The organism is Mesorhizobium shangrilense, assembly GCF_040537815.1.
Lineage (GTDB): Bacteria > Pseudomonadota > Alphaproteobacteria > Rhizobiales > Rhizobiaceae > Mesorhizobium > Mesorhizobium shangrilense.
Genome location: NZ_JBEWSZ010000004.1, coordinates 191,166 through 216,978, shown reverse-complemented (window position 1 = coordinate 216,978; position 25,813 = coordinate 191,166). Strand labels below are relative to the sequence as shown.

20 protein-coding genes are annotated in these 25,813 nt (G+C 63.0%); 2 read left to right on the top strand and 18 right to left on the bottom strand.

What is annotated here, in order from left to right:
- Nucleotides 1–32: 32 nt before the first annotated feature.
- From ABVQ20_RS31830 to ABVQ20_RS31790, 9 genes are all read right to left on the bottom strand, one after another.
- Complete coding sequence (locus ABVQ20_RS31830) at nucleotides 33–1,025, bottom strand: ABC transporter permease (protein WP_354463655.1); 993 nt, start codon at nucleotides 1,023–1,025, stop codon at nucleotides 33–35.
- A 4-nt stretch (nucleotides 1,026–1,029) separates the two neighbouring features.
- On the bottom strand, nucleotides 1,030–1,995 hold the full coding sequence (locus tag ABVQ20_RS31825; protein ID WP_354463654.1) for an ABC transporter permease: 966 nt from the start codon (nucleotides 1,993–1,995) through the stop codon (nucleotides 1,030–1,032).
- Nucleotides 1,988–3,625 (bottom strand): dipeptide ABC transporter ATP-binding protein, encoded by a 1,638-nt coding sequence (locus ABVQ20_RS31820; protein ID WP_354463653.1) that lies wholly within the window; start codon nucleotides 3,623–3,625, stop codon nucleotides 1,988–1,990. The genes ABVQ20_RS31825 and ABVQ20_RS31820 overlap by 8 nt, the downstream gene beginning before the upstream one ends.
- A gap of 27 nt (nucleotides 3,626–3,652) precedes the next feature.
- Nucleotides 3,653–5,359: an ABC transporter substrate-binding protein gene (locus ABVQ20_RS31815; protein ID WP_354463652.1), complete on the bottom strand. Its 1,707-nt coding sequence runs from the start codon at nucleotides 5,357–5,359 to the stop codon at nucleotides 3,653–3,655.
- A 176-nt stretch (nucleotides 5,360–5,535) separates the two neighbouring features.
- Nucleotides 5,536–6,753, bottom strand: a complete 1,218-nt coding sequence (locus tag ABVQ20_RS31810) for a GNAT family N-acetyltransferase (protein ID WP_354463651.1) — start codon at nucleotides 6,751–6,753, stop codon at nucleotides 5,536–5,538.
- On the bottom strand, nucleotides 6,750–8,012 hold the full coding sequence (locus ABVQ20_RS31805) for an acyl-CoA dehydrogenase family protein (protein ID WP_354463650.1): 1,263 nt from the start codon (nucleotides 8,010–8,012) through the stop codon (nucleotides 6,750–6,752). Before ABVQ20_RS31805 ends, ABVQ20_RS31810 begins: the two co-directional genes overlap by 4 nt.
- Before the next feature lie 168 nt (nucleotides 8,013–8,180).
- A complete protein-coding gene (locus ABVQ20_RS31800) occupies nucleotides 8,181–9,605 on the bottom strand; it encodes an LLM class flavin-dependent oxidoreductase (protein WP_354463649.1) in 1,425 nt (474 codons plus the stop codon).
- Between the two features lie 8 nt (nucleotides 9,606–9,613).
- Nucleotides 9,614–10,852: an acyl-CoA dehydrogenase family protein gene (locus ABVQ20_RS31795; RefSeq protein WP_354463648.1), complete on the bottom strand. Its 1,239-nt coding sequence runs from the start codon at nucleotides 10,850–10,852 to the stop codon at nucleotides 9,614–9,616.
- The gene (locus tag ABVQ20_RS31790; RefSeq protein ID WP_354463647.1) at nucleotides 10,849–12,258 is read right to left on the bottom strand and encodes an LLM class flavin-dependent oxidoreductase; all 1,410 of its coding nucleotides are present in this window, start codon (nucleotides 12,256–12,258) and stop codon (nucleotides 10,849–10,851) included. The genes ABVQ20_RS31795 and ABVQ20_RS31790 overlap by 4 nt, the downstream gene beginning before the upstream one ends.
- Before the next feature lie 520 nt (nucleotides 12,259–12,778).
- Here ABVQ20_RS31790 and ABVQ20_RS31785 point away from each other — a divergent pair.
- Both ABVQ20_RS31785 and ABVQ20_RS31780 read left to right on the top strand, forming a co-directional pair.
- The gene (locus ABVQ20_RS31785; RefSeq protein WP_354463646.1) at nucleotides 12,779–13,252 is read left to right on the top strand and encodes a hypothetical protein; all 474 of its coding nucleotides are present in this window, start codon (nucleotides 12,779–12,781) and stop codon (nucleotides 13,250–13,252) included.
- 93 nt (nucleotides 13,253–13,345) lie between these two features.
- Entirely contained in the window at nucleotides 13,346–15,424 is a 2,079-nt protein-coding gene (locus ABVQ20_RS31780; protein WP_354463645.1) for a sigma-54-dependent Fis family transcriptional regulator, read from the top strand.
- A 95-nt stretch (nucleotides 15,425–15,519) separates the two neighbouring features.
- Here the strand turns inward: ABVQ20_RS31780 and ABVQ20_RS31775 are convergent, their stop codons facing one another.
- The 9 genes from ABVQ20_RS31775 to ABVQ20_RS31735 all read right to left on the bottom strand — a co-directional run bounded on the left by ABVQ20_RS31775 (nucleotide 15,520) and on the right by ABVQ20_RS31735 (nucleotide 25,636).
- A complete protein-coding gene (locus tag ABVQ20_RS31775) occupies nucleotides 15,520–16,563 on the bottom strand; it encodes an NAD(P)-dependent alcohol dehydrogenase (protein WP_354463644.1) in 1,044 nt (347 codons plus the stop codon).
- A 45-nt stretch (nucleotides 16,564–16,608) separates the two neighbouring features.
- The gene (locus ABVQ20_RS31770; RefSeq protein ID WP_354463643.1) at nucleotides 16,609–18,240 is read right to left on the bottom strand and encodes a molecular chaperone GroEL; all 1,632 of its coding nucleotides are present in this window, start codon (nucleotides 18,238–18,240) and stop codon (nucleotides 16,609–16,611) included.
- Between the two features lie 76 nt (nucleotides 18,241–18,316).
- Nucleotides 18,317–19,114 carry an iron-sulfur cluster assembly protein gene (locus tag ABVQ20_RS31765; RefSeq protein ID WP_354463642.1) on the bottom strand — a complete coding sequence of 266 codons (798 nt, stop codon included), beginning with the start codon at nucleotides 19,112–19,114 and terminating at the stop codon, nucleotides 18,317–18,319.
- A gap of 5 nt (nucleotides 19,115–19,119) precedes the next feature.
- The gene (locus tag ABVQ20_RS31760; protein ID WP_354463641.1) at nucleotides 19,120–20,142 is read right to left on the bottom strand and encodes an amidohydrolase family protein; all 1,023 of its coding nucleotides are present in this window, start codon (nucleotides 20,140–20,142) and stop codon (nucleotides 19,120–19,122) included.
- A 41-nt stretch (nucleotides 20,143–20,183) separates the two neighbouring features.
- Complete coding sequence (locus ABVQ20_RS31755) at nucleotides 20,184–21,260, bottom strand: NAD(P)-dependent alcohol dehydrogenase (protein WP_354463640.1); 1,077 nt, start codon at nucleotides 21,258–21,260, stop codon at nucleotides 20,184–20,186.
- A 94-nt stretch (nucleotides 21,261–21,354) separates the two neighbouring features.
- Nucleotides 21,355–21,726: an MmoB/DmpM family protein gene (locus ABVQ20_RS31750; protein WP_096455128.1), complete on the bottom strand. Its 372-nt coding sequence runs from the start codon at nucleotides 21,724–21,726 to the stop codon at nucleotides 21,355–21,357.
- 16 nt (nucleotides 21,727–21,742) lie between these two features.
- The gene (locus ABVQ20_RS31745) at nucleotides 21,743–22,801 is read right to left on the bottom strand and encodes an aromatic/alkene monooxygenase hydroxylase subunit beta (protein ID WP_354463639.1); all 1,059 of its coding nucleotides are present in this window, start codon (nucleotides 22,799–22,801) and stop codon (nucleotides 21,743–21,745) included.
- 47 nt (nucleotides 22,802–22,848) lie between these two features.
- Entirely contained in the window at nucleotides 22,849–23,910 is a 1,062-nt protein-coding gene (locus ABVQ20_RS31740) for an NADH:ubiquinone reductase (Na(+)-transporting) subunit F (protein ID WP_354463638.1), read from the bottom strand.
- Nucleotides 23,911–23,962: 52 nt separating this feature from the next.
- On the bottom strand, nucleotides 23,963–25,636 hold the full coding sequence (locus ABVQ20_RS31735) for an aromatic/alkene/methane monooxygenase hydroxylase/oxygenase subunit alpha (protein ID WP_197033322.1): 1,674 nt from the start codon (nucleotides 25,634–25,636) through the stop codon (nucleotides 23,963–23,965).
- Nucleotides 25,637–25,813 lie beyond the last annotated feature (177 nt).

Genomic DNA, 25,813 nt, shown 5'->3' with positions numbered 1-25,813 from the left:
GATCTGTTGAGCGACTGGCCCTTCAAATTCTGTCACGACGCGCTCGCCGGATCGCGCCACCTGGTCACGATATCGACGACGAAGGTGCAGATGACAAAGGAACTGGCGGCGAAGATCGTGGTTCCGATGACGACAGGAAAATCGCCTTCGAGCGCCGAATTGATTGCCAGCCGGCCGACGCCATCCAGGCCGAAGATCGTCTCGGTGACGATCGCCCCGCCCATGATGACGGCAAGCTCCAGGCCGCCGAGCGTGATCACCGGATTGAGGGCCGCCTTCAAGGCGTGGTCGTAGTAGATTCGCCATTCCGGCAGACCCTTGGCGCGGGCGGTCCTTATGTAGTCCTCGCCCAGGACCTCGAGCATGCTGGCGCGAACCAGCTGCTGGAATATGCCGATCTCGGCGAGCGCCAGCGTCAGCCACGGCAAGGCCAAGTGGCGGGCCCATTCGAACGGATTTTGCGTCAGAGGCACATAGCCACTGCTCGGAAACCAGAAGATTCCCTGGTTGGAGAGCTGGAAGAAGAGGAAGTAGGAGATCAGGATGCCGGAGAGGAACGTCGGCACCGACAGGCTCGCATAGGCGAAGCCAGATATCAGCCTGTCCAGCCATGAGCCCTGCCGGCGCGCGGCAATCACGCCAAGCAGAATCGAAAGCGTCATCCAGATGACCACCGCGCCAAGCGCCAGCGACAGCGTCACCGGCACCTTGGACAGGATGAGATCGGTCACGGGGGTCTGCTTGCGGAAGGAATAGCCCAATGCCGGCGGCCAGTGGGCAAGCCCCATCGGCGCGCCCTGGATGTCGGGGCCGCGATAGAGATAGTACCACAGCTGGAGATACCATGGTTCGTTGAGGCGCAGCGCAAGCGCGATCCCATCGATGGCCTGCTGGCTGGCGTTGCGGGGCGCCAGCATTGCGGCCGGATTGCGATAGGCGATGCGGGTGATGAAGAAGGCGATCACCAGCACGATGAGGAGCGTCGAAAGCGCCCGCAAGATCAGCCCGCCTGTGTGCCGGATCATTGGGTCACCCGATACGACGATGGGGATCGAGGACGTTGCGCAGGCCGGCGCTCAGCGTGTTGAAACCCGCCACGGTCAGGAACAGGGCTATGCCGGGGCCGAGCAGGAACCAGGGCTGCAACTGGTAGAGCGAGGAGCGCTGCGCCTCGGCGATCATGTTGCCCCAGCTTGGCTGCGGCGCCTGCACGCCGACGCCGAGGAAGGACAGCGTCGCCTCGGCTATGATGTTCGTCGGCAGTTGCACCGCCCAGTAGACCAGGATCACCGATGCGATGTTGGGCAGGATCTCGCGCAGGATGATCCTGCTCTTCGAGGCGCCGATCGTCTGTGCGGCCTCCACCAGCGGACTGCGGCGCAGCACGAGCACCAGGCCCCGCGTCAGCCGGGCGAAGTATGTCCAGGAGAACAAGGTAATGATCAGCACGACCACCAGCGAGGGCGCGACCAGCGGCTTGCCGTCGCCACCCCGGTTCAGCGACAGCAGGCTGAGCGCGGTGACGATGAACGGAAAGGACAGGGCGACGTCGACCGCCTGCGAGATCATACGATCGACACGGCCGCCAAGGAATCCGCTGACGAGGCCGATCGAGGTGCCGATGATCATGGCGAGCGTGGTGGCGGGGATGGCGATGGCCAGCGACACGCGCGCGCCGTAGAGCGTGCGCACCAGCACGTCGCGGCCATTGCCGTCGGCGCCAAGCGGAAATTCGAGTGTCGGGCCGGTCGGCAGGCCCATCTCGGTCAGCGCCGTGTCGCGGAACTGCTCGGTCACCCCATGGCCCAGCAGCCAAGCCACGACCGGCGCCAGCAGCGCGCCGGCGGCGACGAGGCCTATGATCAGCGCGCCGGTGCGAAACGACCGTTCGCCGAGCAGCGCATGGAGAAGCAGCAACCTGTAGGATTTCACGATCTCGCGATGTCCCAGCAGGACATCGTCCTGGACGGACGCCAGGGCACGGATTTCAGCCATGCGCGGCGATCCGTTCAGGAACCGGGTTGGGCTGCAGCGCCTTCCCGGGAATCGCATCTATCAGCCGGCGTGTATACGGATGCTGGGGAGATCCGAAGACGCGGGCGGTGTCGCCGGCTTCCACGATGACGCCCTTTTCCAGCACGATCACGCGGTCGCACAGTTCGGACACCACGCCCAGATCATGCGAGATGAACAGGAGCGACAGGTTTCTTTGCCGGCGAATGGTCCGCAGCAAGCCGATGATCTTCGCCTGCGTCGTAACATCCAGCGCCGACACCGGCTCGTCGGCGACGATCAGCGAAGGTTCGAGCGCTATGGCGCGCGCGATGGCGACGCGCTGCCGCTGGCCGCCGGAAAGCTGCGCCGGAAAACGGTCGAGCACATCCTCGGGAAGTTCCACGTCGCGCACCAGTTCCTCCACGCGCCGGCGTATCTTCGCCGCGTCGAACTGGGTGCCGATGATGAGGGGTTCCGCCAGGATGGACCGGATGCGCCGCCGCGGGTTGAGGCTCGCATAGGGATCCTGAAAAATCACCTGTATGTCCGACCGCAATTTGCTGTCGATGGCGAGGCCGCCGGGGCCCGGACGCGAATAGACGAGGTCGCGAATGGAGAGGCTGCCCTCGTCCGGCTGGTCAAGGCCGGCGATGAGCCGGCCGATCGTCGACTTGCCGGAGCCGGACTCGCCGACGAGGCCGACGATCTCGTTCTCGCGCACGGTGAACGAAATGTCCTGGAGCACCGGCCTGATCAGGGGGCCGCCCTTGCGGGCGCGACCCGCGAACGAACGCGAGACCGCCGAGACGGACAGGAGATTGGGCGCGGCAGGCAGCGACGGTCGCGCCGCGCGGGTCACCAGGCCGCCAAGCCGTGCCGCGCCAAGCAGCGCCTTGGTGTAGGCCTGGCGCGGTCCCCTGTAGATCAGCTCGGCCGGCGCCTGCTCGACCACATGCCCCGCGCGCATCACCAGGACGTCGTCGGCGATGTCCGAGACAACGGCCAGATCGTGGCTGACGAAGATCATGGCCGTACCGTGGGCCTGCTGGATGCGCTTGAGCAGATCGAGGATCGATGCCTGCACGGTCACGTCCAGCGCGGTCGTCGGCTCGTCGGCGATGATCAGGCCGGGATTGAGCGCGATCGCCGCGGCGATCATGACGCGCTGGCGCATGCCGCCTGAGAACTGCCTGGGATGGTCGTTCACGCGCGACGCGGGATCGGCAATGCCGACATCGGCCAGCAGATCGAGAACGCGCTCGCGCAGCTCCCGGCGTCCCACCCTGCGGTGCGCGGTGATCGCTTCCGCGATCTGCTGGCCGATCGTCTTCAGCGGATGAAGGTTGCTGAGCGGATCCTGGAAGATGAATCCGATGTCGGCACCCCGCCGCCGGCGAAGATCGCCGGCGGCAAGCCCCAGTATTTCATCGCCCTTGTGCCGCACGCTGCCGCTGACCGAAGCCGTCGGCGGCAGAAGCCCGGTGGCGCCAAGCAGCGACACGCTCTTGCCGGAGCCGGATTCGCCGACGATGGCGAGCGTCTTGCCGGGCTCGACGGCGAAGGAGACGCCGCCTACCACCTCCGTGGCACCGAATGTGACGCGCAGATCGGCGACGGAGAAGATGGACACGCGTGCCTCCTTTGCCAGTCCGGCCGGCTACTGCTTGAGCGCTATGTTGGTGATGTCGGCATTCACGGCGAGCGACGACCACACCCAGTTGGCGAGACGATCGGAGGTGACGACGACCTTGCGCTTCTCGAACAGCGGGATCCAGGGCAGGTCCGCTGAGACGAGCTTGTCGGCTTTCGTCCAGATCGGTCCCGGATCGTCGGACGGATAGGCCTGTGCCGCCAGCTTGTTGAGCTCGGGATTGCTGTAGCAGATGGCGTGCACGTTTCCGGTGCCGCAGGGGGCCGCGTCCGAATTCAGCCAGCCGCCGAGCAGCATGCGCGTGCTCGGTCCCTGCCAGTCCGGGGAGAAAGTGCCGCCCAGCGATATATCCCAGTGGCTCTTCGGGTCCTGGATGAAGGCGTACCACTGCGTGACCGGTATAGACGTGAGGTTGAGCGTGATGCCCGATGCTTCAAGGTCTTCCTTCAGCGTCACGGCGATCGCTTCGAACTGCGCGTTGCCCCGATAGATGGCGTCGAACGCGATGCCGTTCGGATATCCAGCCTCCGCCAGCAATTCCCTGGCCTTGGCCGGGTCCCCCCTGTAGCTTTCGGTCGGATACGGATCGAACGTTTCGTAGCCGAGGATTGTCGAGGTGATGATCTGGGTCAGCGGCACGGCGCCGATCGAGCCGGCCTGAGTCTGCGCCAGATGTTCGCGGTTCACCGCATAGGTCAGCGCCTGTCGAACCTTTAGCTTGCGCAGCGCCTCGGCCCCTTCACTCTTGACCTCCGGCCGCTGGTTGAAGGTGATGAAGTTCGCCGATCCGCTGTTGGTCACATGGATGTCGGGGCTCTTCTGCGACAGGAAGCGCTGGATCGTCGGGATGGGCGGGATGTCGAGGTAAAGCGACAGGTCCGCCTCGCCGGCGATGATCTTCTGGACGACGCTGTCCTCGCTGTTGGCCGTGAAGTCGATGTCGATCTCATCGACATAGGCCTTGCGCGCCTCATCGGACTCCGGCTTGAAATTCTTCGCCTTCTTCAGGACCAGCTTCTGGCCCTGCTCGTAGGTGTCGACATAATAGGGACCGCTGGACGGCAGGTTCTTGCGCGACTCCAGCGAGTCCGGGAAGTATTTGGACGCGATTTCCGGCGCCACCGGCGACACGAAGTTCATCGAGAGGATGTTGAGGAAGTCGTAGTTCTTGGTGTCCGACTTGATGACCAGCGTGCGCTCGTCCGGCGCCGAGACGCCTGAAATTTCATGCGTGTCGATGAAAGCCTTGGTCGCCGCGAGATCGCCTGTCGGCACTTTCGAGAAGGCCTTGCAATAGTCGACGAAGCCGGAGATCACGAGGTTGAAATAGTTGATGGCGGCAACCTGCTTGTTGGGGTCGCAGAAGCGCTTGATGCCGTAGACGAAGTCGCCGGCGACGATCTTGCGGTCGGTCGAGCCGGAGAAGAAAACGTCGTCCTTCAGATGGAAGGTGTAGACCTTGCCGTCATCGCTGATGTCCCAGGACTTGGCGAGGTCCGGCACCAGCGTGGTGTCTTCCTTGAGGCCGGCGGGCGAGCCGGGATAGGTCACCAACTGGCGTGTCGTTGCGCGCAGGATTTCCCAGGAATCGATGCTGTAGCCGGTGAGCGGATCGAAAGCGTCGAGATCGGACTGGATCGAGGCAATGCGCAGGGTTCCGCCGGGTTTCAGATCCTCCGCCGATGAGGCTCCAGAAATAATGGAAAGCGTCAAAGCAGTTCCAGCAATGCAAGAAATTAGTCTACGCGTAACGCGGGCGGGCATAAAATTTCTCCGTGTTCATGAATATTCATCAGTTTTATTATTGCATTGGTAATCTATGATTTTGAGACAAAACTATCCATTTTTGAAACCTGCTTTCAAATTCCATTTTACATTAGGATAGGCTGTCAAAACATTGTTCCGGAATGAGGAAGGGTTGGCGCTGTGAACAGCGTGTCTAGCGTTGCGACGGCGGCCCGGTCGAAGGCACCGAGGCGGCCCGTCTCGGCCAGTTGCCACCACTTCACGCCGCCGAGATAGGCGGCGGAAACAGCAGAAACGTCGGCCACGACGGTGGCGGACATGTTGGTGCGCTCGGCGCCCTCGCGGGAGAGGCGCAACCTCGTCGCGTTCTCGGGTAGGACGGGATCGGAGACTTCCAGCACCACGCTGTCCTGCCCGGCATAGGTTCGAGCCGTCAGCGCCTTCTCGATGTCCAGGAGCCGCAGCCAGGTTTCGTCGCGAACAGCCGACACGCGAACGCTGCGAAAATCCTCGAACAGCCATGGCAGCAGATCGTCGGCGGGACGGCTCCAGAAGACGATGCGATGCGGCAGGTCGACCGCCAGCAGATGCGCGACCAGCGCGACATAGACGTCCGGGCTGTAGGCTACGATATCGTCGACGACGATTGTGCGTTCCGGGCTGGTGAACCAGCTGTCGAGACCGATGGGGTGATAGCGCACGAAACCGGTTTCCGAGCCTTTCTCGCCGTGAACCGCGACATAGGCCGGCGCGCCGCTGTTGGCCTGGCGCAGTGCCTGGAAGTCCCACCAATACGGCGAGCGCGCGATGACCCCCGCGCGGGGGGCTGGCTGGCCTGCACAGATACGCGTCTGTATCGCCCAGGCTTCGCTTATGTCGACCAGCCGGATCTGTTCCCTGGACGCCGGTGCCGTCCTCAGGCGCGCGCGTTGGGTGTTTACCTCGAAGCTGACCGAGGTGTTGGCGATCGCATAGCCGAAGTTGCCGTAGATCCGCGCGTCGGATGCCCGCAAGCTCGCCGCCGCCTCGCCCTGTTCGCGTGCGGCACGCAGCTGCGCCTCGAACAGGGCGGTTGCCGCGCCGCGCCGCGTATGGGTGGGCAGCACGCCGACATGGGTGACTGCGGCCTGCGGCAGCCAGGCGCCGCCTGGAACCGCGATGCGTCCCGAATAGGAGTCGGTGGTGCCGACGAGCGTCCCGCCGTCGAAGGCGCCCCACGTACGGTCCGGCTCGAACAGCCTGTCGACAAGCGCGTCGTCGATCGGGCCGATCGGCGGCAGGCCGACCATCGCGGTGCGGAAGGTGCGGGCGGCCTGTGCGAGCTCTGCCCTGCCGCTCAGCAGGCGCACATCGAGTGTCATGACGCTTTCCGCGTGGGCAGGGCTTCCAGCCCCTGCCCTTCCTGCTTTGGCGGCTGCGAGTAGCTGCGCGGCCGGGGCGGCGTTTCGGCCAGCAGATGCGTGCCGACCTCGCGCGCCCGGTAGGAGACCGGATCGTGGACGGTATGGGTGCGCGCATTGCGCCAATAGATGTCGAGGCCATATTTGTTGGCCGTCGAGCGAGCACCCGTCGCCTCAAAAATGCGCGTCGTCACGTCGAGCACGACGTCGTTGGCGATGATCTTGCCCTGGTCGATAAGCGTTGCCAGATCGCCCCATTGCTGCTCGGTGAGGGACGGGCCGGCATGCAACGCGTCCTCATAAAGCGCAGCCGCCTTGTCGGCGAGCGCTATACCCGCCGCGATCCCGGCGGAGAGCCGGCCGAACAGCACCAGATGGTAGGGATCGTCTATCGCCCGCTCCAGCCCGGACTCCGGCCAGGCCCGGCCGAAACGGCGGACATGATCGGCGGCGGCGGCCAGGGCTCCCTCGGCGATGCCGAGATAGAAATTGATGAAGATGAGCTGGCTGAAGAGGACGCGCAGGCCGTCACGCTGTTCGACATCACCCGCATAGTGGTTGAGGCCGCTGAGCAGGTCGTCCTCGAACACTTCAACGCGGTCGAAGGTGACGCTGCCGCTCGCCGTCAGCCTCTGGCCGAGATTGTCCCAGTCGCCGCCGAAGCTGATGCCCTTGCGCGACGGTGGGATCTGATAGTGGACGCGTCTGCCATTGTCCCACAGGCTGACGGTTATCAGCTGCGCCACCGATGCGCCGGTGGCGAAGGTGCGCTTGCCGTTCAGGAACCGGCGGCCGCCGACATGCTCGATCTCGTTCCACTGGTCGCGCGGATTGCTGACGCCGCCCTGGAACCAGCCTTCGCCGCCGACGCCACGCGCCGCCTTTTCCCACTGCCTGGCCGTGCCGAGAATGTAGGTCCAGACGCCATTGGAATAGTGGTAGGCAATCAGCTGGCCGATCGAGCCATCGGCGGCGGCGATGATCCGGCTGATCTTGAGCGCCTGAACGAGATTTGCGCCGGCGCCGCCGAATTCACGGGGTGCGGCCAGCCCAAGCAGACCGCTGTCGCGCAGCAGTGCCAGCTCCTCCACCGGGTCCTTGTTCGCCCTGTCGCGATCGAGCGCCGTTGCCGCGAGTTGCCTCGCCACGTCGCGGGCTGTCTCGGCCCATGTCTCGAATTCGGCGTCGCTGAGGCCTGGATAGATCTGAATTTCCGACATTGTCTTCTCGTCATGCTCCGTTGCGATGGCCCACCAGGGCCACGTGTATTTCAGGCCGCAAGCAGCCCCTTCGATCTCAGGATCACCAGCGCGCCTTCGGCGAAATGGTAGGATTGCGGCTGACCCGACGGGATGGATTGATCGAAGCCGACGGCGTGGGATGCTGCCTCATTCGGCCGCCTCGGCGGTCGTGCCCCAGCTCGAGCGGTCGCGTGCGGTTGCCCCTGGATGGTCGTCGCGCAGCAGGCGCTGGCCTGCGCCTTGAAAGCGCTCGCGGATCGTGGTGCCCGGCGCGCCGCGTTCGCGGATGCGGCCGCGCCGCCGCAGTTCCGGCACCACGAACTCGATGAAATCCTCGAATGTGCCTGGGCTTACGACATAGGCCAGGTTGAAGCCGTCGACACCCGATTCATCGGCGATGCGCTCAAGCTCGTCGGCGACCTTCCGCGGTGAGCCGACCAGCTTGGGATGGATGCCGCCGAGGCCGATGTATTCGGCGATGCCGGCCACGGTCCAACGCCGGTCGGCGTCGATCCGTGTCAGATTGGCGAGTGCGGAGCGGCCCGCATTGGTCTCGATATATTCGAGCGGATGGTCGAGCGGATATTGCGACCAGTCGACGCCGGTCCATGCCGAAAACAGCGCAAGCGCGGCTTCGACACTGGTGTAGGACAGATAGTCCTTGTGCTTGGCCTCGGCTTCCTCGTCCGTGGCTGATGTGATGACGGTCACCGCCGTGATGAACTTGATCGCGTCCGGCGCGCGACCGAGTTCGACGGCACGCGCCCGGATGGCGTCGATCGAGCGGCGGATGGACGCCGTGCTGGTGCCGCCGAGGAACACCACCTCGCCATTGCGGGCGGCGAATTCCCGTCCACGCGGCGAGGTTCCCGCCTGGAACAGAAGCGGCGTGCGCTGCGGGCTGGGCTGCGAAAGATGCGCGCCGGGCACGGAAAAATATCTGCCGTGATGGCCGATCGGATAGATCTTGGCGGGATCGGTGTAGAGCCCCGTCTCCCGGTCATGCACGACCGCGCCGTCCTCCCAGGATCCTTCCCAGAGCTTGTAGGTGACGTCCAGGAATTCCTGCGCGAGGTCGTAGCGCTCGTCATGGTCGATCTGGCGTTCCAGGCCGAGATTCCTGGCCGCCGATTCCAGAACCGAGGTGACGACATTCCAGGCGATGCGGCCCTTGGTCAGATGATCGAGCGTGGTGAACTTGCGGGCCAGGAGATAGGGCTGCTCGTAGGTGGTCGACACGGTGATGCCGAAGCCGAGATGCGTCGTGGCTGCGGCCATCGCCGACACGAGCAGCAGCGGGTCGTTCACCGGCGATTGGGCTGCGGTGCGCAACGACGCATCCGGCGTGCCCCGGAACACATCGAGGTGGCCAAGCGCGTCGGCCAGGAACAGCGCATCGAAGCCGCCATCGTCGAGCAGCTTCGCCAGCGACGTCCAATATTCGAGGCTGGTGTACTTGTGGGCGCGGTCGCTGGGATGACGCCAGAGGCCCGCCGATACGTGACCGACCACGGTCATGCCGAAGCCGTTCAGGATGAGAGGCTTGACCGCCTTTGCAGGGGAATCTGTCATGGTTCGGCTCACGAATAATAGGTTGGCGGCGGCACGCGGCCGTTGAGCGCGAAATCGCCGACTTCCAGCACCTTGTAGTGGACGGGATCATGCAGGCTGTGCGTACGCACGTTGCGCCAGTAGCGGTCGAAGCCGAACGAACGCGCCGTTGAGCGGGCACCGGTCAGTTCGAAGATCCGCGACGTCACTTCCAGCGCGACCTCGGTCGAATGCACCTTCGACTGGTAGGCTATTGCCGCGGCCTTGCCGCGTTCTTCGGCGGTGAGGTCCTTGCCGCGCTCGAAGGCGCGCTGCACCGCCGCGCCGGCGGCGTCCGCGAGCGCTTCGGCTGATGCCAACGCGATCGAAAGCCGGCCGAAGCGCTCGACGATGAGCGTGTCCTCCGAAGCTTTATTAGCCGGCGAAGACAGCCACGGTCGGCCGCGCTGGTTGATGTAATCCCTTGCGTCTTCGAGAGCGGCAAGCGCGGTGCCAAGGTAGAGTTCGCCGAAGGCCGCGTGGACGATCGGCACATGCAGCGTGACATACGGAGGCTGAACCGTGTCTTCCGGCCAATGGCCGACCAGGTCGCCGGCGGATGCGGCGACATTTTCGAGCGTCGCACTGCCGCTGACGGTCAGCCGCTGGCCGATACTGTCCCAGTCATTGCCGAAGCCAAGACCCGGCGTGGGATTGGCGACGATGAACTGCCCGATGTGGCGGCTGGCGTCGGTGCCATCGATCCGCGTGCCCGGCGCGAAGCGCACCCAGACCTGCAGCGTATCGGCCACCGCCGCGCCACTGGTGAAAGGCTTGGCGCCGTTGAGCACGAAGCCGTCCTCCACTTGCCTGGCTTCGATCAGCGGCTCATAGGCCGCCTGCGCAATGCCGGCGTGGAACCAGCCCTTGTTGAGGAAGCCGTCCAGCCGTTTGTCAATGAAGGCCTTGTTGTTGCCATCGAGCCCGATCGCCGTGCCGAACAGATGATAGATGGCGATCTGGGCAATCGAGGTGTCGCCCTTGGCCAGGATACGGATGATCTTGAGCACCTCGGCCGGTGTCGCACCGCCGCCGCCAAACCGCTTCGGGATATAGATCGTCAGCAGACCGGCCAGGCGCAGCAGATCGATCTCGGCATGGGGTGCCGCTCCGGCCAGATCGCGCGCCACGGCGGTCCGCTTGAGCTCGCGCACCACCTCTTCGGCCTTCTCGGCCCAGCCCTGAAAATCACTGCGCTGCTCGCGCTGAACGGCGGCGTGGATGGTCATGATGCCAAGGCCTCCGGCGGGCGGGCTTGAGAGAAGTCGTGTCGGGCCCCGGGATGGTCTGCGGGCAGACGGCTGTCGCGCCCGAAGAGCCGGGACCGCAGCGAGGGAGCCTCAATTTCGCGAATGCGACCGCGCCGCCGCAGTTCGGGAACGACGTGGGCGGAGAAGTCGATGAAGCTGCCGGGACTGACCACATGCGTCAGGTTGATGCCGTCGGTATCCGTGACCTCCAGCCATTGCTCCAGCTCATCGGCGACGGTCTTCGGCCCGCCGACAAAGGACTTGCCGCGCCCGAAACCGCCCTCCGGCGAAAAGGCCTGGCGCAAGGTCCACTGGCGGCCCGAGGACGGGTCGTCGAACATGCGCAGCAGCGAACGGTTGGAGTCGGTCTCCGTATAGCGGATGGGCTGGTCGAGGTCGTGCTTGGAAAAGTCGATGCCCGTCGTCGCCGAATAGTGCACCAGGGCGCCTTCGACATCGTAATGCGATCGATAGTCCGCGAGCTTGGCGGCCGCGGCCGCATCGGTTTCGTCGGTGATCACCGAGACGGCGGATATGAACTTGATGCTGCCGGGAGCCCTGCCTTCGTCGCGAGCAAGCCGCTTCACCTCAGCGACATTGCGCCGGATACCGTCGACGTCGGCACCGGCAATGAAGACCACCTCTGCGTGGCGGGCGGCAAAGCGCTGGCCACGCGGCGAGCCGCCCGCCTGGAACAGCACCGGCACCCTTTGCGGGCTGGGCTCCGAGAGATGCGGACCCGGAACTTTGAAATAACGCCCGGAATGACCGATTGGATGTACCTTTGACGGGTCGGTGTAGAGCCCGTCCGGATTGGCGGCGCTGCCGCGATCGCGCACCAGGGCGCCGTCTTCCCAGGAGCCCTGCCAGAGCTTGTAGGCGACCTCCAGGAATTCGTCGGCGATCTCGTAGCGCTCGTCATGCGCGACCTGCTTGTCGAGGCCGAGATTGCGCGCAGCACTGTCGAGCTGCGAGGTGACGACGTTCCAGGCGATCCTTCCCTTGGTCAGATGGTCGAGCGTGGTGAATTTGCGTGCGAGAAGATAGGGCTTTTCATAAGTCGTCGACACGGTGACGCCGAACCCCAGCCGGCTTGTGGCACCCGCAAGCGCGCCGACCAGCAAAAGTGGATCGTTGACCGGAGACTGGACGCCCTTCGCCAGCGAGGCAGCGTATCCGCCGCCATGGACGTCGAGGAGACCCAGCGCGTCGGCAATGAACAGGCAGTCGAAGCCGCCATCCTCCAACGCCCTGGCGAGCTCGATCCAATAGTCGAGTTCTGCATGCCGGTAGGCCTGATCATCCGGATGGCGCCACAGCCCATAGGCGACATGGGAGACGGCGTTCATGGTGAAGCCGTTGAGAATGATCGGAGATTTTGCCATATGACGACCAGACAAGCCTAAGCCAAATAAATTTATCTAGTCTATGGAATTAGTGTAATTAAGACCGGCTCGCGTGGAGATTTTTCCTAAAGTTCGTGGCGTTTGTGACAATCCGTTGCGGGTCAGCACGAGGGCAAGCGATTGTCCGTCGTGTCATGATCCACGCATGGCGCGATGGATCGCCACATTGCGCGATCTGTTTGCCGGTCTCGACGATGTGACCTGCTGGAAGATCTCGGCTCGCCCTACTGGGCCCATCCCATCGACATAGCGGCGGGTGAGCAGTTCGCGCCCGATTTCGCCGCGATCAGCCCGTCCGGCAAGATTCCACTCGTCGGCCCGGCGCTTTGCGATGTAATGTTGTCGTATCAGGATTGTAGCAGCCACCTGCTACCGGCAATCTGAATTTTGGTGCTATATAACAGGAAGGCGAGCTCCACGGAGGCGGGTGCAAGTTCGCCGCAAAAGAAGAATAAGAATCAGCCGTGCCATGGCGCGGTAACCGAATCTGGGAGGATTCATGGTCGAGATCATCTCCAAGCGGGACGGCCCGCGACGCGAGGATGTTCAGGTCAAAAGACTGATCGAGGAGAACCGCTCGACCATCGTCCGCCTTGCCGACCAGATCAGCGGCGGCGGTTATTCGGCTTCCAGGAAAGCACGCCAGCAGCCCAAGGCTGAAGGCCTGATCATACATGTCGGCGGCAGTGCCGCAACCGTGGCCGAAGCGAGCCCCTCCATCCGCGTTACCATGAACGGCCGTGTGATCTCCAAGGATCAGAACACCGGTCGCCAGCTTCATCATATTGGCGACGTCCGCAACCGGGATGGGGAACAGGTCTTCGTCCTGGCAACGAAGCAAAATGGCTTTTTCTCGCCGGTCGACGAAACCATATCCGAGGCGCTTGCCGGGCTGGATGGATCCCGGTTGACCGCGACTTATACCGAAGACCAGCTTGCCGCCGACATCGGCGCGAAACTCGGCATCGACTGACGGCAGGCTGCTGGGCATCCCTCCCGGTCCGACAGCAGGCGAACGCGACAGCATACAGAAATAGCATACCTCAAAAGGTACTGTGATGACTGAATGAAACACGCGAGCGGCCCCAATCCGATGAAGACCGATGCTCTTGCGACGCATGCGTCGATGGCCACCGGACAGTTGGTTCTGGACAAGATCGACTATGATGAGCGCGCCACCATGCGTGCATGGGAGAGTTTTCTTTCCGACGAACCGACATCCATTCGCGACCCGGTCCATGTCCGCTCGCTGATCCACGATTCCTGGTATCGCAGCGCCACCGGCGGCATCAACGCGCAGGGCATCGAAGCGCCGCTGAGCAGCGACCGAAACGAGATCGAATACCTGACCCGCGCCAATGCCGAGCTGCTTTCGGCGGCGCGACGATCGTTTGCGTCCCTTGGCCAGCTGCTGGAGGGCACGGGGGCGATGCTGGTGCTGGCCGACAGTGACGGCGTGCTGATCGACGCCATCGGCGACAAGAAGACCCTGCATGACGGCATGGACATCCATCTGGGCATCGGCGGCAAATGGAATGAGGATGCTGTTGGAACCAACGGCATCGGTACGGCGCTGTGGACTGGCGAGCCGATTTTCGTCCACGCGGCCGAGCACTTCTGCGCCGGCATAAAATCCTGGACCTGCGCGGGCGCGCCGATCCGCGATCCCCTGGACGGCAAGATCATCGGTGTTGTCGACCTGTCGGGCTATTCGCCGATCTTCCGTCCCCACAACACGGCGCTCGTCGCGGCCACGGCCAGGCAGATCGAAAAGGCGCTTGCCGAACAGCAGCAGGAGCAACGCACCCGTCTGCTCGAGGCCTTCATTTCCTCGGCACCCAGCTATCGCCGCAAGGATGGGTTGGTGATCGTCGATCATCGTGGCCGCGCGATCTTCTGCAACAACGTGCCCAATGGCGACACGACCGAGATGATGGACGGCCCGATGGAACCGGGCCGCGGCCGCTGGCTGATGAACCTGCCGGCCTCCGGCTCTGATACCGATCTCGTCAACGCGCTGCCGGCTCATCTGCGTTCCTGCCATGTCACGCCGCTGAAACTCGATGGCGACCTTCGTGGCGCGGCCCTGGTTTTTCCCTCGGTGCCGGCCGTCTCCAGCATGACGGTGATACACCGGGAGGTGAACAAACACCTTCAGATAGCGGCGGCGATGATCGTCGGCGAAAGCGAGAAATTGCTGGCTGCCGTCGAGGTCGCCTCTCGGGTGGCCGGGTCGAACGGTGTCACCTCGTTGTTGATAGAAGGCGAAACCGGTGTCGGAAAAGAGCTGTTTGCGCGGCTTGTCCATGCCGGCAGCCGGCGCACAGAAAACGACCCGTTCATCGCCATGAACTGTGGCGCCATCACCAAGGAACTGTTCGGCAGCGAACTGTTCGGCCACGTCGCCGGCGCCTTTACCGGAGCCTCGCGTGACGGCAAGCCGGGCATCTTCGAACTCGCCAATGGAGGCGTGCTCAGCCTTGACGAAATCGGCGAGTTGCCGCTCGAAATCCAGCCCTTCCTGTTGCGTGTCCTGGAAGAGCGCGTGGTCCACCGCATCGGCGACCCCAGGGCTCGGCCGGTGGACGTGCGACTGGTCGCCTCGACCAATCGCGACCTCAAGAAGGAGGTCGCGGCCGGCCGTTTCCGCAGCGATCTCTACTACCGCATCGGTGCGGTCTCGATCCATGTCCCGCCGCTGCGCGAACGCGGCGATGACGTGCTGCTGCTGATCGAGCATTTCAACCGGCGAATCGCGAAGCTGGCCGGCAATGATCCGCTGGAGTTTTCAAACGAAGCACGCGACGCGCTGTTGGCCTATCGCTGGCCGGGCAATGTGCGCGAACTGAAGAACCTCGTGGAGCGCCTGCATATACTGGCGCGCGGTGGCGCGATCGAATTGCAGGATCTTCCCGGGGAAATCGCCATGATCGATCGCAACACTACGGAGGTGCATAGCGACCATCCTACGGCGATGCTCGAAGCACCGGTATGCACATTCGAGGATGCTGAACGCCAGGCGATCAAGAACGCGCTTGCCGCGGAGAGCGGCAATCTCAGCAAGGTCGCGCTGAGGCTGGGTATTTCACGGCCGACGCTCTATCGCAAACTCGGCCAATACGGCATCCGGCGCGGCTTCCTCTGATACGCGGCACAGAGAAAACCCATGGCATTCGCGCCATGGGGTTGGGGAGTTGTGGCCGGTGGATCGGATTCCCCTGGGAGTCCAGACCGGATTATTCAGGGAACGATGACGCCACGGCCGGTGAACCGGCGGTTCTTGAAATCGTCGAGCGCGGTGTTGATGCTGGCGAGGTTGTACTCGGTGTAGTGCATCTTCACCTTGCCGTCGGCGTTGAGCTCCATCAGTTCGACAAGCTCGGTGAAATTGCCGACCAGGCTGCCGCCGATGTTGATCTCCTCGATGACGAGATGCGCGGTCGGCACATTGATGTTGCCGCCATAGCCGACGACGAACAATTGTCCGCCCTTGCGCACCATCTTCCAGCAGATGTTCTCGACACCGAGTTCGCCGACAAAGTCGATCACCACATGCGCGCCTCCGCCGGTGATCTGGCTGACCTCCTCGATGACGTTCGGTCCGCCATCGAGGACGAAGTCTGCGCCCAGGTCCTTGGCCAGCACCCGTGCCGCCGGCTCGCGATCAACGGCGATGATGCGGCAACCCGAAATCGCGTGCAGCGATTGCAGCGCGATATGGCCGAGGCCGCCTATGCCGAGCAGCACGCAATAGCTGCCTGGCCGCAGAAGCTTGGCGGCGCGCTTGGCGGCGCGGTAAGCGGTGATGCCGGCATCGGCCAACGGCGCCACTTCGATCGGCGTGATGTTGGCATTCAGCTTGATCAGCGAGCGCTCGCTGGTGATGAAATACTCGGCGAAACCGCCATTCATGCCAAGGCCAGGGAACTGGCCGTTGTCGCAATACATGTCTTCGCCATGGCGGCAATTGAGGCAGATGCCGCATGAGCGGAAGGGATGGCAGATGACCGCGTCGCCGCGCTTGACGGACTTGACGCCGCTGCCGACCTCCTCGACCCAGCCGGCATTCTCGTGGCCCATGATGTAAGGCAAGAGCGTGCCCTCGGGGTCCATGGTCGGTTTCCACACACCCTCGATGATGTGCAGGTCGGTGCGGCAGAGGCCGGCAGCACCGACCCGCACGATCACCTCGTCGGGTGCTGTGATCGTCGGCGCCTTGACCTCCTCGATCCTGAGCTGGACGTTCATTTTCGGATCGTATTCGTACAGTCTGGCAGCTTTCATCGTCGTGTCCTTTCAAACTCGAAATCGTTCCGTGGAATTGTCGCTTCAGGCGCGGCCGAGCCTTTCGGAGCCGCCGCCACGCGCCGGTCCGGCCGTCGGATCCTCGTCCTCGGCGAGATCTCCAATCAGCGTTTCGGTGGTCAGGATCAGCGTCGCCACGGAAGCCGCGTTGGCAAGCGCGGTGTAGGTGACGCGAACGGGATCGATGATCCCCGCTTCGAACATGTTCTGATACGCGCCGGTCGAGGCGTTGTAGCCGTAGCCGCCGTTGATGCGGGTGACCTCGGTCACCACCGCTTCGGGATCGGCGCCGGCATTGGCGGCGATGCGCCATAGCGGCCGCGACAGAACCGAGCGCACCAGGCGCACGCCTTCGGCGACATCGCCGTCGACGCCGGCGGCCACCTTGTCGAGCAGCGGCGCGATCTGAGCGAGTGCCGAGCCGCCGCCGGCGACCACGCCTTCTTCGGATGCGGCGCGCACCGCATTCAGCGAATCCTCGATAAGCTGGATGGTCCGCTTCTGCTCGACCGGCGTGACGCCGCCGGCATAGAGGATCGCTGTGCCGCCGGAGAGCTTGGCCAGGCGTTCGCGCAGCTTGTCCTGGTCGATGTTGGGCGGCGAGGCCTCGTACTGCCGCTGCACCTGGGCACGGCGCGAGGCAATTGTCGCATGGTCGCCGCCGCCGCGAATGATCGAGGTGTAGGACGAACTGGTCTTCACTCGGTCGGCCGTACCGAGATCTTCCGCCGTGACATCCTCCAGCCGGCCGCCAAGATCGCGCGCGATCACCTTGCCGCCGGTGATGATGGCCAGATCCTCCATCATCGCCTTGCGCCAATGGCCATATTCCGGCGGGTGGACGACGAGGTATCTTCCAGGCCCCTGCTTGCCGAGCAGCGTCACCACCACTTCCGGCGACATCTCCTCGGACACGATCAGCAGCGGCCGGCCATCCTCGTCGGCAATGCGGCGAACCGCATCGAGCTGCTCGGGCTCCTTGATCTTGAGATCGGTCATCAGGATGTAGGGCCGATCGAGAACCGCCTCCATCTTCTCCTGGTCTGTCACCATGTGATGCGAGAGATAGCCGCGTTCGAAGGACATGCCCTCGACGACATCGAGCGTGGTCTCGGTGGTGACGCTGAAGTCGGTGGTGATGACGCCTTCAGCGCCGACCCGTTGATGCGCTTCCGCCACCAGTGCGCCAAGCCTGGTGTTGGTCGCCGCGATGTTGGCGACCGAGGCGAGGATGCCGTTGCCCTTGGCCGGCTTGGCCGAAGCCTTGAGCGCGGCCACCACCGCCGCCACCGCAAGGTCGATGCCCTTGCAGAGGTCGACGGATTTCGCACCACGCTCATTCGCCTCGACGCCGCCCTGGATGAGCGCGTTGGCGAGCACGATGGCCGTCGTGGTGCCGTCGCCGGCAACCTCGTTGGTCTGCATCGACACCTCGCGCACCACTTGCGCGCCCATGTTCTCGAAACGGTCGTGCAGCTCGATCTCGGAGGCGATGCTGACACCGTCGCGGGTCACCATCGGCGTGCCGATCGGCCGGTCGATCATGGCGTTCATGCCTTTGGGGCCGAGCGTCGGTTCGACGGCCGCAGCCAGCCGGAAGACGCCACGGGCAAGCGCACGGCGCGCCTCGGAATTGTGAAGCATTATCTTGGGCATGATTCCTCCTTCCGCCTTACGGGCGGGTTGTTGGTTAGGGGCCTCGTGCTGGGGAGGCCGTTGTGTCGGCTCTGCTTCAAGCGGTCGGCGCGGTTCGTGCCGGCACGCGATCCATGATGAAATCGACCAGCGTCGGTTCGCCGTCGACAACATCCAGTTCCTTGTATCTGGTCTGCTTGAGCCCACGGCAGAGCGCGCCGTTGAACTCCATATTGATGCGCACGCCGCGCAGCTCCGCGAGATGGGCGCTGAGTGCGCCAGGCGCTATGCGCTGCCCTTCCCAGGTCACGAAGACGGGATCGTCCGGCCGGCGGTCGGGAAAGCGCTCCAGCAGAGCCGCCCGGTATCTCGGCTTCTGTTTGGCCGCCTCGCCCGGCTCGAACCGCGCGACGTCATATGCCGGCAGGTCCATGCCGAGGATTTCGCGATCCGTCAGGCCGTGCGCCTTGAGGCCGCGCAGGACTGCCTCCTGCCGCCGCTTGAACGCCTTCACCCTGAAAGTTTCACGCAGGGCGCCGAGATCCTGATCCTCGGCAAGCACGGCGAAGATGTCGCCGAAAGTCTTGCCCTCTGCCATGCCGCGATTCACCTCTTCCGCGAACATGTGGTCGTGCAGCTTGACGCGATAGTCCGGTGCCCAGGAGAGCTGGTCGAGCGCCTTACGAACGCCGTCCAGCATCAGGAACGCAAAGTTGGGCGAGCACCAATATGTCGGCAGGCGGAAATCGACATCCACACTGCCATCGACCATTACCTCAGCCCGCTCGACGAAGCCCATCTCGGTGACGGGTTCGTCGAGTTCCGGGTCGTTGACCTCGCCAAGGCGCCGCCAGAGCTCCTTCTCGCGGCTACCGGAAACACTGGCGGTTGCCATGGCTCCTACTCCGCCGCGATGCTGAATGGCGAACTGGCGAGCGCCTTCTTCTTGGCTTCGACGTCGATGTTGTAGAGACGCGCGGCGTTGAGGCCGAGGATCTTCTCCTTGATCTCGTCGGTCAGCTGAACGCCCCGTTCGGCGGCGATGTCCTCGGGTATCTGGTAGGCCCAGAATTTCTCGACCAGCCAGCGCGGCGTCCAGATCGCGTAGTCGGAACCGAACAGGATCTTCTCCGGCCCGAGCCAGAACAACAGCTCGGCGATGACCTCGCCGAAATAGCGCGGTCGCGCGTGGATGAAGGGCAGCGCCACCGCCAAACCGCCATAGACATTGGTTTCCTGCGTCGCGATCCAGCAGAAATCGTCGAGACGCGGCAGGCCGCAATGCTCGATGATCCAGTTGAGGTTCTGGAAGTCCGTCGCCGCGTGATCGACGTCATGGACGTCGAACGCATCCTTGCTCAGCGGCAGGATGGTCGGGCCCTTGTGGACGTGGATGTTCTTGATGCCGAGCTTATCGCAGAGTTCGAAGCATTTGTAGGCATCGGGATCAGTCAGCTTCCAGCCCTTGGAAGCACCGTTCCACTCGGCCGTGTACATCTTCACGCCCTTGACGTTGTAGGTCTCCTTGAGGAAGTGGATGTATTCCAGCGCCTTCTCGCCGTCGCGCGGATCGAAGGCGCCGTTGACGATGAAACGCTCGGGATAGCGCTTGGCCACCTCGGCGTTGCGCTCGATCGTGTTGAAGCCATTCTTGTAGAAATCCTTGAGATAGGTCGACTGGACGATCGCCACATCGTCGGGGCCGTCGATGAACAGGTCGCGATAGAGATCGTCGGCGCTGTATTTCTCGAACTTGCTCTTCTCCCACAACTGTTCCTTGGGGCTCAGCCCGGTGTGATAGGCATAGAAGCATTCGATGAACTGCTTGCCGTGGATGTTCTTCTGGTTCTCGGGGCTGCCGTCCCAGAAATGAGTGTGGCCGTCGACCACGAAAATGTCCTTGCCTTCCGGTGTTCTGTACATTTTTTCCTCCACGCGAATGGGTTGCTTTGAATGGCTGCAGGTCAGGTGGTGATTGCGACCTTGAGGACGCCGTCGCGCTGGTTTGCGAACAGCTCATAAGCGTCCTCGATCTGGTCGAGTTTGAAACGGTGCGTGACCAGGCCGCCGAGATCGACCCGGCCTGCCGAGATGACTCCCAGCATTCTGCGCATCCGCTCCTTGCCTCCGGGGCAAAGGGACGTTCGAATGGATTTGTCGCCCAGGCCTGCGGCAAATGCATCGAGCGGAATCTTGAGATCGGAGGAGTAGACGCCGAGGCTGGACAGCACGCCACCCGGACGCAAGACCCGCAGAGCGGCCTCGAACGTTGCCTGAGTGCCCAATGCCTCGATCGCGACGTCGACACCGCGCCCGTCCGTCAACTTCATGATGGCGTCGACGGGGTTCTCCTTCTTGAAGTCGACGACGATATCAGCCCCCATCCGGCGGGCCATCTCCAGACGGGCCGGCACAGTATCGACGGCTATGATCGTCGTTGCGCCCATGAGTTTTGCGCCGGCGGTCGCGCAGAGACCGATCGGTCCTTGGGCAAATACCGCAACGGTGTCGCCAATCCGGATGCCCCCGGTTTCGGCGCCCGCGAAACCAGTCGACATGATATCCGGGCACATCAGCACCTGCTCGTCGGTGACACCGTCGTCAACCGGCGCCAGATTGGCCATTGCGTCCGGCACGCGGACATATTCGGCCTGGCAGCCGTCTATGGTATTGCCGAACTTCCAGCCGCCAATTGCCTGCCAACCATGCTTGGTGCCGGCACCATCCTGAGAACCGCATCCGCACAGGCAGGCATGGCTCCAGCCGGAAGGGGTGATTGCGCCGGCGATGACACGCTGGCCCTCCTTGAAGCCGCTGACACTTGATCCGAGCTTCTCGATGATGCCAACCGGCTCGTGACCAATTGTCAGGCCTTTGACGACCGGATATTCGCCCTTGAGGATATGGACGTCGGTTCCGCAAATGGTCGTGGTGGTTACGCGAACAAGCGCATCTTGAGGCCCGATATCGGGAATTGGCTTGTCCTCAAGGACAATGCGCCCTTTCTCGACAAACACCGCAGCTTTCATTTTCGAAGACATCCGTATTTCCTCTGTAGTCCGGCAGTTTTCAGTCGCATTGCGTAGGTCGGTGCCGAAAAAACACCTGCCTTTCCGGCACTAGGTTTCCTGGCGGCTATTCGATGTATTCGAACATCTCATCCATGTTGCCGAACAGGATCACGGTGTTGTCGTCGACGCGCACCATGCGGCCGTAATGGGTGGAGGTGTTGACCTCGAAGGTCTCAGCCGAAATCTCGCGGCCGAGATATTCGCCGATCGCGTCCATCTTGAAGATCAGCTTGCCGTCACCGTCGATGCGGATCAGCGCCGGCTGGTAGGTGATGGTCACCCCCGGCTTCTGGCCCATGAATTCGGCGATGGCGCGAGCCTCGACCGAGTCGTTCATGGTGACGCCGCACTGGTGCGAAATCGTCTGTTCGAAGGTGATGTCCTTCATCGCCTTGAAGATGTTGGAATGCGTAGCGTCGCGTGCTGCTAGTGACATGACGATTTCTCCTGTTTCAGCGCTTGAGGCCGAGTTCGCCGAGGATCTGGCCAATCCGTTCTTCGGATTTGGCGCGGACATCCGCGAACGCGACCGGCTTGGAATGTGGCATCGACCAGATCGGCTGCAGGCCGATGGCTGCCTTGTCGGCGAGCGCGCCGTGTTTCTTGACCCAGCCCTGGAAGAGCTTCTTGTTGGCCGCGCCGTATTTCTCGTCGTTGGCGAGGATGTGCATGAGGTCGATCGTGTTGGCGAGGTTGCGCTCGTAGTCGGCCTCGGCGGCCGAGATCACCGCCGGCGTGATGAAGTCATGGTTGGCGGCGGCGATCTGCATCAGGAATCCGGAGCGGAACACCTCGCCCACCAGCGGCTCGAAGATGATGTTGATGGCGAAATACTGCTCGAGATAGTCAGTCGCGCCCATGATGGTTTCGACCGCTTCGCGCGTACCCTGCCAGTTCTTGTCCTCGAGCCAGGCCTTCTTGCCGAGTTCGTCGTCCCAGCCGGGCAGGTCCATGCCGATCTCGGCAAGGTAGAGCGTGATGTCCTGGGCAAGCCGCAGCTTGTAGGACGAGTTGGTCAGCGTCGCGTTGTTGATCATCTGGGTGTAGCCGTAGCGCTGCGCCTGCATCAGCGAGGTGCCGAGCCCGAATTCGGCATGTTTCCAGGCGCCGAGCTGCGTCTGCAGGATCTTGACCCAGGCCTTGTCGAAGGTCTTCGGGGTGCCTGATTTGCGCGCATTGTTGATGACGCTCTGCACCATCGTCTCGATCTTCGACTGGCGCTGGTAGTGCGTGCGCTCCCATTCCTGGTCGGGGGCGCGGAAGGCATGCCAGTTGGTGCTCTGCGCGGCGGTGTTCTGCTTGACATAGGCGCCGTTGCCGTCGGCGAAGGAGATGATCCAGTCCTGGATCAGGTAGCGTTCCGGGTCAGGCTGCACATCGACCGTCATGTCTTCGTAATGGGTGGCGCGCTGGCCCTTCGGGTCGAAATACCGGTACTTGCGGCTGTCGGAATCGGCGAAGATCGCCGCGCCGGCGGCTCCGGAACCGACTGAACTCGAGGTGGCTGGCATAGTCTCTCTCCCTTGTTGCGGTTGTGATTACAGGTGCGCGATCGCCCTCAGTGGGCCGACGTTGCACCCGCCGATGTGGTGAACTTGTCGAAGAAGATCCGCTCGGTCTCGAACCCGTTCATGAACAGGACCGGCTGCAGCGCATCGATCATCGGCGGCGGGCCACAGGCATGGACATCGCCCTGCCCGTCGACCGCCAGTTGCTTGAGCTTGGCGTCGACACTCTGGTGCACGAAGCCGCGCTCGCCTTGCCATTCGGCGTCGTCATTGGCGTGCGACAGCACGGGAATGAAGGTGACGTCGGAATGATTGCCGACCAGCTCGGCGATCCTGTCGAGATAAAACAGGTCGTTGCGGGTGCGGGCGCCGTAGAAGAAATAGACCGGACGTTTTTCGCCGCTCCTCAGGTGATCGTTGAGGATCGACCAGATCGGCGACATGCCAGAGCCGGCGCCGACCAGGATCAGGGGTCCTTGCCGTTCGTCGCGGCGGAAGCAGGTTCCGTAGGGTCCGACGACGGTGACTTCGGCTCCGGCCTCGATTCCTCCGGAATCGAGTTCTCCCGAGAACTTTCCCTCAGGGTATTTTTTGATGATGAAGGAGAGTTTTTGGGTTTGGTCCGGCGTATTTGCCATGGAGAACGAGCGCGTAATCGTCTCCCCTTTTTGCGTGGTAACCGTGATGTCGACATATTGCCCCGCCCAAAACTTCATTGGGGAGCCGAGTTCGATTTCGATGCCGCGAATGTCGTGGGTCAGGTGCTCGATCCGAGCAATCCGGCCCTTGTACGTTTTCACCGCGATCGCTTTCGCCAAAATCTCCTCGTCATAGTTGAGGAGCTCGACTTCCAGGTCGGAGTAGGCAATGCAGCGGCACAACAGGACGTGCCCGCTTTCCTTCTCCATGTCGTTCAGCGCGAAGGTTGAGTATTTCAGCATGTCGACTTCGCCATCGAGCAACACGCTTTTGCAGGCCGAGCATTGCCCTTCCTTGCAGCCATGCGGCAGGGCGATGCCCTGGCGGAAGGCGGCGTTGAGCACCGTTTCGCCATGCTCGACGTCAAATTCGACGCCGACCGGACTGAGCCTGACCGTGTGGGTTTCCGACATACGGACCTCCAGTGAAAAGAGAGGGCGGGGCGAACCCGCCCCCTCGGCCTGATCAGTTGCAGGGATTGATGGTGAAGCCGGCGCGATATTCCGCCAGGTGCTTCTCACGGTCGGCGGGCGACATGGCACGCAGCGCGTTGAGCGGCGATCCGAGCGTGTTGCCGCGCACATCGTCGAGCGTCCACATCTCCTTGTCGTCGAAGCGCAGATGCGGCTGCGGAACCAGCGTCTTGCCGTCGGAACGAACGAAGTTCAGGTCCTTGATCGCATCGGCCAGGTCCCAGCCATCATAGAGCGTCTCCCACTCGCGCTTGCCGCTGAAGCGGCCCATCGCGGGCGTCGGGCGGCCCTGATACTCGTCGGCGAAGGCGACCGTTGCGGTCCACTTGTCGAGTTCGTGGGCGAAGGTGTGGAGCTGACCATCGATCTCGCCGACCACCATGTCCTCGCGGATCAGGCACGGAACGAGGCACGACCAGCAGCGGTGCGGGTAGACGTAGCCGACATCGCTGTTGAACAGCAGCACCTTCTCGCCCTTGTGGCTGAGCTTGGCATACCATTTCCAGAAGTCGCCGAACTCGGCGTACCAGCCTGGATATTTGTGCTCGAACCACTCGAAGTCCTTGTCGGTCTGGGCTTCGATGCGCCAGAAATTGACCGGCCAGCCGACCGCGAAGAACTGTCCGACCTTGTGGACATAGTTCTTCTTGGTGATGCGTTCCCAGGCCGCCTGGACGTCGTCGTGATGGACCTTGATGCCGTATTTCTCGAGCGGCAGCATGTAGGTGCGGTAGTAGTCCTCATAGATCCAGCGGTGCCACATCTCCGCGTAGGACTCCTTGTTCTTGTCGCGGTTGGTGGTGCCGTATTCGATGAAGGTGCCGATGGCGGCATCGACGATGGCGTGGTTCTGCCAGAAGGCGTAACGGAGGTCGCGCTCGAGCAGGAGATGGTTCTCCGGCTCCTTGAGCGCCGCCATCAGCAACGAGTGGCCGTTGCCGATATGCCGGCTCTCGTCGGACTGCACCGACAGGAAGACGGTCGGCAGGGCGTAGTCACCGTTGCGGGCAGCTTCCGAAGGCATGGCAACGAACAGCGTGTTGGTGAAGGCGGTCTCGGCCACCACGGTCAGGTACATGCAGGCGGCGGTCATCGTGTCGCCGGTGATGAAGCCTTCCGCGAACTGCCGGCCGATGGTCGTGGCGTAGCATTTTCCGAAGGCTTCCTCGGTGATGTCGAAGCCGGCCGGATCGATGTAGTTCTCCATGTACCATTTCTTCAAATTCATCTGGATCGTCGAGTGACGGAACTCGTCGATCATCTGCATGGTGAAGCCGGTTCTGAGTTCCTCGCCGGGTGCGATGCGGGCAACCATCGCCATCGAGCGTGCGGCCGAGATTTCCGGGAAGGGAATGATGGCAAGGAAGAGCTTCATCCACTCGACCCAGCGTGGTTCAACATTGCGGAACATGTCGCCGCGCAATGCCGCGTCGAGCGCGCCATAGACGCGGTTGTCCTTCTCTTCCTGCATCGGAAAATAGGACCGCAGAACCTGCTTCATCGGGTCGCGCGGCGTCTTGTTGATCTTGTAGTCGGTCGGAAACGTCATCGCTTCCTGGACGTAGGAAGGATTCCAGCCGAGATCGGCAATCTTCTTGGTCGCCTCGCCGACGGAAATTCCGCGTTGCGAGGTAATCTTGTTGAGCGTCAGAGACGTCATGGTCATAAGCCTCCACCAGGTTTGAGCCGCAGGTCCCTTGACCCCGGCATGAAGCGGCGCACAGCGCCGCCAGTGAGAGTGCGAACGGCACGACAAAGGGTTGCGCATCGAGGCGCGACTCATGGTCCGGCCGGTCAAGTGGATCGCGGCAAAGGTTTACGAGGCGTTTTGCAGGAGATCCGC

What these genes read in the sequence shown, in the direction of transcription:
- ABVQ20_RS31800 (WP_354463649.1), bottom strand. Translation starts at nt 9,605, where the DNA reads ATGACAGATTCCCCTGCAAAGGCGGTCAAGCCTCTCATCCTGAACGGC.
- ABVQ20_RS31805 (WP_354463650.1), bottom strand. Translation starts at nt 8,012, where the DNA reads ATGTCGGAAATTCAGATCTATCCAGGCCTCAGCGACGCCGAATTCGAG.
- ABVQ20_RS31745 (WP_354463639.1), bottom strand. Translation starts at nt 22,801, where the DNA reads ATGCCAGCCACCTCGAGTTCAGTCGGTTCCGGAGCCGCCGGCGCGGCG.
- ABVQ20_RS31795 (WP_354463648.1), bottom strand. Translation starts at nt 10,852, where the DNA reads ATGACCATCCACGCCGCCGTTCAGCGCGAGCAGCGCAGTGATTTTCAG.
- ABVQ20_RS31810 (WP_354463651.1), bottom strand. Translation starts at nt 6,753, where the DNA reads ATGACACTCGATGTGCGCCTGCTGAGCGGCAGGGCAGAGCTCGCACAG.
- ABVQ20_RS31740 (WP_354463638.1), bottom strand. Translation starts at nt 23,910, where the DNA reads ATGTCGGAAACCCACACGGTCAGGCTCAGTCCGGTCGGCGTCGAATTT.
- ABVQ20_RS31750 (WP_096455128.1), bottom strand. Translation starts at nt 21,726, where the DNA reads ATGTCACTAGCAGCACGCGACGCTACGCATTCCAACATCTTCAAGGCG.
- ABVQ20_RS31790 (WP_354463647.1), bottom strand. Translation starts at nt 12,258, where the DNA reads ATGGCAAAATCTCCGATCATTCTCAACGGCTTCACCATGAACGCCGTC.
- ABVQ20_RS31765 (WP_354463642.1), bottom strand. Translation starts at nt 19,114, where the DNA reads ATGGCAACCGCCAGTGTTTCCGGTAGCCGCGAGAAGGAGCTCTGGCGG.
- ABVQ20_RS31770 (WP_354463643.1), bottom strand. Translation starts at nt 18,240, where the DNA reads ATGCCCAAGATAATGCTTCACAATTCCGAGGCGCGCCGTGCGCTTGCC.
- ABVQ20_RS31775 (WP_354463644.1), bottom strand. Translation starts at nt 16,563, where the DNA reads ATGAAAGCTGCCAGACTGTACGAATACGATCCGAAAATGAACGTCCAG.
- ABVQ20_RS31760 (WP_354463641.1), bottom strand. Translation starts at nt 20,142, where the DNA reads ATGTACAGAACACCGGAAGGCAAGGACATTTTCGTGGTCGACGGCCAC.
- ABVQ20_RS31780 (WP_354463645.1), top strand. Translation starts at nt 13,346, where the DNA reads ATGAAACACGCGAGCGGCCCCAATCCGATGAAGACCGATGCTCTTGCG.
- ABVQ20_RS31785 (WP_354463646.1), top strand. Translation starts at nt 12,779, where the DNA reads ATGGTCGAGATCATCTCCAAGCGGGACGGCCCGCGACGCGAGGATGTT.
- ABVQ20_RS31830 (WP_354463655.1), bottom strand. Translation starts at nt 1,025, where the DNA reads ATGATCCGGCACACAGGCGGGCTGATCTTGCGGGCGCTTTCGACGCTC.
- ABVQ20_RS31755 (WP_354463640.1), bottom strand. Translation starts at nt 21,260, where the DNA reads ATGTCTTCGAAAATGAAAGCTGCGGTGTTTGTCGAGAAAGGGCGCATT.
- ABVQ20_RS31735 (WP_197033322.1), bottom strand. Translation starts at nt 25,636, where the DNA reads ATGACCATGACGTCTCTGACGCTCAACAAGATTACCTCGCAACGCGGA.
- ABVQ20_RS31825 (WP_354463654.1), bottom strand. Translation starts at nt 1,995, where the DNA reads ATGGCTGAAATCCGTGCCCTGGCGTCCGTCCAGGACGATGTCCTGCTG.